Origin of the sequence: Mycobacterium sp. (genome assembly GCF_025933915.1) — a bacterium.
Classification (GTDB): Bacteria; Actinomycetota; Actinomycetes; order Mycobacteriales; family Mycobacteriaceae; genus Mycobacterium.
This window is the reverse complement of the sequence record NZ_JAICZA010000229.1, coordinates 1-5,736: the sequence shown is the minus strand read 5'-3', so window position 1 is coordinate 5,736 and position 5,736 is coordinate 1. Positions and strand designations below refer to the sequence as shown.

Sequence of the window (5,736 nt, the reverse complement as noted above, 5' to 3'; positions counted from 1 at the left end):
TCACGTGTTGTCCGGGCCCGACAACGTCGGGCAAGCCAGCGACTGCTCGGAGCCGTCACCGTCGGCGGTGGCCGACAACGTCTACTACTGTTCGCCGAGCGCGGCCGGGGCCGGCACCTGCTGGCCGTCCACGCCGGGATCACTTCTGTGCGTGGACAATCCGTGGGACAGGCAGCTGCACCGAGTGATGTTCGACGGTCAGCTTGCGCCCGTGCACGCGGCCGCCAACCCGGACCCGTTCGCGCTCACCCTCGACGACGGCACCCGATGCCTGCTGCGCAACGGCGGCGGGTGGGGTGGGCGGGCCGATGGCTATGTCGGCGTCTACGGATGCGGCGGCCCCGGCAGCGACCTCGCCGTGCTGTGGCTGCCCAGCCAGGGCGCCGGCTCCTGCATCGACCGCTCCTCGGCGGCGTGGACCGTCAAGGTCGGTCGCCTCGGCGCACCGGACGCCGTCCTTCCGCCGCCTGCGACCCGCGCCGTGACCGAGGCGTGGCTTGCCGGGGGCAGGGCCGGTCAGTAGGGCGGCGCCGGGGCTGCTATAACGCAACGTATGTCAGGCGACGCGCACACCATCACCCATGTTTCCGATACAGCCCGGTGGACGGCGTTGCACCGGGCGACCGAATCGGCCCGCCCCGATGCGCTGTTCTGCGACCCGCTCGCGGAACGCCTCGCCGGTGCACACGGTCGCGCGATCGTCGACAACGTTCGCTGGGCGGATCGCAGCGGTTTTTGGCTGGTCGCGCGGACCAAGCTCATCGACGACGCCATCGCCGACGCGCTCGCGAACGGCTGCGACCGGGTGCTGAACCTGGCCGCGGGCCTGGACACCCGGCCCTACCGCTTAGACCTCCCACCCGATCTCACCTGGATCGAGGCCGATCTACCCAAGTTGCTCGAGGAGAAGACGCAAGTACTCGGCGATCAGACCCCGCGCTGCCGGCTCCACCGCATAGCGGTTGATCTCGCCGACCCGCACGCCCGAGACGCGTTCTTCAATGACGCGCTGAATGGTGCCGCGAAAGCCTTCGTGCTGACCGAGGGTCTGTCGATGTACCTCGAGCCCACCGACGTCGTCGGGCTTTCGGATGCGATCAAGCGCCCCGACGTCGCGTGGTGGATGCTCGATTTCGCCTTTCCGGGCCTGAAGAAGCGGATCAACAAGAACGTCGCCGGCATCTCGGAAAACGCGCCATTCAAGTTCGCACCCGACAACGGGCTGGCCTTTTTCGAAGACCTCGGTTGGCGGACCGTCGAGGCGGAGTCAGTATTGGTGGCCGCCCACCGCTTGCATCGCCTACCGATCTGGATGCATCCGCTTGCCTGGCTGCCTCGGCCGGATTTGCGCCGTCCGGGCGGCAAATCGTCGAGTGCGGTTGCCCTGCTCACCCACTGACGGCGGCTCCTACCAGACGCGAATCCAGTCGACGAGCATGTCGGCGGGGTAGGTGCCCGAGCCGGGATCGCCACCGCCGGAGCCGGCCACCGCCAGGTTGAACACCGGATAGGCCGTGTAGCCAGCCCCGTTGAACGGCCAATCCGGCAGGGAACTGGCCGGCACGTCGAAATACGGTTGCGCGCCGTCGACGTAGTCTTTCCAAAACCGGATGCCGGCGTCATCCCACTGGCATCGCCACGTGTGCCAAGCGCTGTCCACCGCGATGTTGTGGGTCTTCCATTCGCCGCCGTTGGCCTTGGCGTGCACGGTGGTGGCCGAGGGCCAGTTGCCGTTGCCGTACCACTCCATGACGTCGATTTCGCCCTGATCCTCATTGCCCAGCCAGTAGGCGGGCCACGCGCCGGCGGTCAGGCAGCCCAGCTTGATCCGGGCTTCCCAGGTGTGGCCGACGCCGCCGCGCCAAAGGCTCTGAACCTTGCCGCTGTAGTAGGTGGGACCGTCTTTGGCGGCGCGCAGAACCAGATTGGACTTGCCGTCGAGAAACACGTTGCGGCGATCATCGCGGTATTGGCCGATGTTCTCGGGCCGCTCCCAATAGGTCGGATCCTTGATCGTCTCGCGGGCTTTCGCCACCGCCCATTTGGACGCATCGGGCGCAGAGCCGGCCGGACCGTCGAATTCGTCGGAGAAGATGTAGGTGCCGGACTGGCCGCTGGGTGCGGCGGGCGGAGGTATCCGACCGGCGGACTCACCCCGTCCGGCCGGGTGGGCCCGGGCTTTCGGGGCCGGCAGCGCGGCTGCCAGCACGCCGATCCCGGTTGTCAGGATCATGCGGCGGCGATCGATCTCCGGCATAAGCAAGGGACCATAGCAGCCAACCGTGAAGACGTTAAAACGGGAATTGTCGGAGCCCGCCGGTATCGTTCGTATCGCGGCCGGGCCAGCAGGGACGGCGGCCGGGCAGTGGCAGCGGACTATGTCTGACGAATTCACGGCCAATTCTCATCTTGGCGGATGGTTTGGTCTCAGGATTCGATGGGCATTCTGGAATCACGATCCGATAACCACTGTCCTAGCATTTGCGGGTGGTCTGAGAGGAGTGACGATCGTGGCGAATACCCCAGAAGGCACGGTTATCTTCCTTCAGTCCCACCCGGTATGGGCCGCCGCCCAACGTCGCGATCGCGAACGCAGTGCAGCGATGCGTCGCCACCCTTCATATCGCGCCCGTCAGCGCGCCGCAGCCTCGGGCAGTGCGGTCATTCCGCTCATCCGCAATTTCAAGGCCTATTCGAGCGGCACCGGCACCACCCCAGCCTGAGCCGTTTGATCCGCCCTTTTTTGATCCGCCGGGCATTCGCCCACCTCCGTTTGCCGTCCTAGCCGGCGACCTCGTTGCGGAAACAATGGCGTTGCTACGCGCATGTGCTGCCCACCTTTCTTCCGACTTCCAGGACAGCCTCGCGTCGGGACCGCGGACCAACGTCAACCCGCGCCGGGAACATGTCGCCGCGATGGTCAGTCACGCCCGGACGTCGCGCCACCGATGTCGAGCACACCGGCGCCTTCCGGATCGGCGACCTCGACGGTCGGGTCGTCGACGTCGTCAAATTCCAGCCGCAATGCCCGGGACATGATCGCGTGCATCACGTACATGGTGGTGGTGTAGGTGAATTCGAGGACCTCGGTGTCGCTGAAGACCTCCCGCAACTGGGTCATCAGCCGCTCCGGCACCCGGCCGTGCTGTCCCGCAAGGCAATCCGTGTAGGCCAGCAACAGCCGCTCGGTTTGGTCGAAGCAGTCGGCGGTCTGCCAGGACGGGATGGCCGCGATCTTCTCCTCGGATATACCCGCGGACCGGCACGCCTTGCAGTGTTGCGAGAAGACGAACTGGCTTCCGACCACCCAGCCCGCGCGGATCTGGCCCAGCTCGCGGTGATCGGCCCGGATCGAGACCTCTTCGCGGTACAGGCGAAAGCCCCGCACAGCGTGGCGCAGGGCGGCGGGGGATTGCGCCATCACCGTCCACCAGTTGCCGGGTGTGCCGCCGATGGTGCCCGGCTCGGCCACCGGATCACGATCGCCGAACATGAAGTCGTACATCTTCAGCGTGAATTCGTCGCTGACTTCACTCCGTGGGATCGGCTTCAGACGCGGCATCGCGTCTCCTCTCAGCTGGCGGCACCAATCGGGCATACGCAGTCGGCGTTGGATCGTGTTCGATCCTAAGTTCCACCGTCGCGTCAACACAGCTCGCAGCAACCACAGATGATGAGAGTCCGCACAGCGGATTCACCACCGCCCCGTGCGCTGCACGGCGGTCGACCATTGCCCGACACGCGCGCGGGCGCCGTCGCCCATCAGGTGCCGACCTATCAGAGCTTGCCGGCGACGAAGTCGGCGGCCTGGTTGGCCATGCCCGCGTCGATGTAGGCGCCGGCGAGATGCTGTGGCCAGTTCTGCTTCCACGTGTTCGGGTCGGCCGGGTTGCAGATCGGGTCGGCGCCATGGCACAACTCGATGGTCCGGTCGTTATAGGTCGGGTTGAAGTTGGTGATGGGGCCCGCCCACTGGCTTCCGTTGCCGAACAATGCGACGGCGGCGATGTGTTGATCGATGCCCGGCGGCAGCGGGCTGTCGAAGCCGAACGCGCCGATGGGTGCGGCGAGCACGACGTCGGTGACCGCCGCACCCAGTGAGTAACCGCCCAGCACCAGCCGGGTGTCCGGGCAAGTGTTCACTATGTCCTGGACGTGGTGGCTCATGTCGTTGGCGCCCTGGGCGACCTCGGTGTCGGCGGGGTAGCGCACGGCGTAGGCGTCGACGGTCTTCGACACCTTGGATCGCAGGGCACTGATGAACGCATTGCCCAGCACGCCCGGTCCTGGTGATTCATTGCGGCCGCGGGCGAAGACCACCTGCACCGGCGGGCAACTCGCGGCCGCGGCCGACGGCACCCCGGCCGGCGTCCCCGGCGGAAGCACCGCGGCCGCCAACATCAGGGCCGTCGCGGTTGTGACCGCGATAAGGCCGACAGCACCGAATTTACGGATAAGCAGGGCGCGCACGCCCATGATGGTAAAGCGATCTTGCCGCGCCCGCTGGGCAGCCGGCAAACGAGCCACGTGTGATCGCTCAGCGCGAACATCGACCGCGGTGTCGGCGGCGCCGATCCGGGCGATAGGTTCGGCTGATGGATCACGTCGACACGAATGCGCCCGAGCGTTTTTTCGCACTGGCCGAGCAGGTACAAGGTTTCATGCCGGCCGACGAAGGGCGCGCGCTCTACGACGCGGCGCTGCGGTACCTCGATGGCGGTACCGGCGTCGAGATCGGCACGTACTGCGGCAAATCCACCCTGCTGCTGGGCGCGGCGGCGCAACAGACCGCGAGCGTGCTCTACACGATCGACCACCACCACGGCTCCGAGGAACATCAGGCCGGCTGGGAGTATCACGACGCCTCGTTGGTGGATGAGGTCACGGGTTTGTTCGACACCCTGCCGACGTTTCGCCGCACCCTCGATACCGCCCAGTTGGACGAGCACGTCGTCACCATTGTCGGCCGGTCGCCGCTGGTGGCGCGGGCGTGGCGGGCGCCGCTGCAGTTGTTGTTCATCGACGGCGGACACAGCGAGGACGCCGCGAACCAGGACTTCGACGGATGGGCCAGGTGGGTCGCCGCCGGTGGCGCGCTGGTCATCCACGACGTGTTCCCCGACCCCAAGGACGGCGGGCGGCCCCCGTATCACATCTACTGTCGCGCAATCGATTCCGGCCAGTTCCGAGAAATATCGGCTACCGGATCGCTACGGGTGCTCGAACGCGTCAGCGGCCGGCCGGGGGAGCAGGTTTCGCGGTAAGTCTGCGGGTTAGCGGCCGGGCCCGGTTGCGACGCATTCGCAGTCGAAGTCGGTCTGCAGGCCCACCGGGAGCGCGTCGCCGCGGAAGATCCCCGCGCCGGCGGTCGCGTTCGACAGGGCATCCGCCGCCAGGATCATCGCGGCGCCGGTCCAGGTGGTGCGTTCCTCGGGCCACCGCTTCCCGTCCGCGAAAACCAGTCCCGTCCAATAGGATCCGTCGTCCTCGCGAAGGTGTTGCATCGCGGCGAACTGGCGATGAGCATCGGATCGCTGGCCGAGGGCGTCCAGCGCCATCACCAGCTCGCAGGTTTCGGCGCCGGTCACCCACGGGCGATCGCTCACACACCGGATGCCCAGACCGTCGACCACGAAGTCATCCCAGCGCTGCTTGATACGCGCGGCCGCCGCCGGACCTCGCAAGGCGCTGCCGAGGATGGGGTAGTACCAGTCCATCGAGTAGCGGTCTTTTTCG

At 66.9% G+C, this 5,736-nt stretch carries 7 protein-coding genes and 1 pseudogene; 4 read left to right on the top strand and 4 right to left on the bottom strand.

Annotated elements, in window-relative coordinates:
- Both Q0W90_RS22835 and Q0W90_RS22830 read left to right on the top strand, forming a co-directional pair.
- Positions 1 to 523, top strand: a 523-nt coding sequence (locus Q0W90_RS22835; protein ID WP_297776792.1) for a hypothetical protein, incomplete at its 5' end; no start/stop codon positions are given.
- Between the two features lie 30 nt (positions 524 to 553).
- On the top strand, positions 554 to 1,399 hold the full coding sequence (locus tag Q0W90_RS22830) for an SAM-dependent methyltransferase (RefSeq protein WP_297599906.1): 846 nt from the start codon (positions 554 to 556) through the stop codon (positions 1,397 to 1,399).
- A gap of 9 nt (positions 1,400 to 1,408) precedes the next feature.
- Here the strand turns inward: Q0W90_RS22830 and Q0W90_RS22825 are convergent, their stop codons facing one another.
- Positions 1,409 to 2,257, bottom strand: a complete 849-nt coding sequence (locus tag Q0W90_RS22825) for a glycoside hydrolase family 16 protein (protein WP_297599904.1) — start codon at positions 2,255 to 2,257, stop codon at positions 1,409 to 1,411.
- Between the two features lie 25 nt (positions 2,258 to 2,282).
- Between Q0W90_RS22825 and Q0W90_RS24525 the strand changes: the two genes are divergently transcribed.
- On the top strand, positions 2,283 to 2,723 hold the full coding sequence (locus Q0W90_RS24525) for a hypothetical protein (RefSeq protein ID WP_363319573.1): 441 nt from the start codon (positions 2,283 to 2,285) through the stop codon (positions 2,721 to 2,723).
- Positions 2,724 to 2,920: 197 nt separating this feature from the next.
- Here the strand turns inward: Q0W90_RS24525 and Q0W90_RS22815 are convergent, their stop codons facing one another.
- Both Q0W90_RS22815 and Q0W90_RS22810 read right to left on the bottom strand, forming a co-directional pair.
- Positions 2,921 to 3,562: a carboxymuconolactone decarboxylase family protein gene (locus Q0W90_RS22815; protein ID WP_297599902.1), complete on the bottom strand. Its 642-nt coding sequence runs from the start codon at positions 3,560 to 3,562 to the stop codon at positions 2,921 to 2,923.
- Positions 3,563 to 3,777: 215 nt separating this feature from the next.
- Positions 3,778 to 4,401 (bottom strand): cutinase family protein, encoded by a 624-nt coding sequence (locus Q0W90_RS22810; protein WP_297599912.1) that lies wholly within the window; start codon positions 4,399 to 4,401, stop codon positions 3,778 to 3,780.
- A 194-nt stretch (positions 4,402 to 4,595) separates the two neighbouring features.
- Here Q0W90_RS22810 and Q0W90_RS22805 point away from each other — a divergent pair, with 194 nt between their 5' ends.
- On the top strand, positions 4,596 to 5,264 hold the full coding sequence (locus Q0W90_RS22805) for a class I SAM-dependent methyltransferase (protein WP_297599871.1): 669 nt from the start codon (positions 4,596 to 4,598) through the stop codon (positions 5,262 to 5,264).
- 9 nt (positions 5,265 to 5,273) lie between these two features.
- On the opposite strand, the pseudogene Q0W90_RS22800 reads toward Q0W90_RS22805, so the two are convergent.
- Positions 5,274 to 5,736, bottom strand: a pseudogene (locus tag Q0W90_RS22800) (prenyltransferase); the annotation flags it as partial.

What these genes read in the sequence shown, in the direction of transcription:
- Q0W90_RS22830 (WP_297599906.1), top strand. Translation starts at nt 554, where the DNA reads ATGTCAGGCGACGCGCACACCATCACCCATGTTTCCGATACAGCCCGG.
- Q0W90_RS22825 (WP_297599904.1), bottom strand. Translation starts at nt 2,257, where the DNA reads ATGCCGGAGATCGATCGCCGCCGCATGATCCTGACAACCGGGATCGGC.
- Q0W90_RS22815 (WP_297599902.1), bottom strand. Translation starts at nt 3,562, where the DNA reads ATGCCGCGTCTGAAGCCGATCCCACGGAGTGAAGTCAGCGACGAATTC.
- Q0W90_RS22810 (WP_297599912.1), bottom strand. Translation starts at nt 4,401, where the DNA reads ATGTTGGCGGCCGCGGTGCTTCCGCCGGGGACGCCGGCCGGGGTGCCG.
- Q0W90_RS22805 (WP_297599871.1), top strand. Translation starts at nt 4,596, where the DNA reads ATGGATCACGTCGACACGAATGCGCCCGAGCGTTTTTTCGCACTGGCC.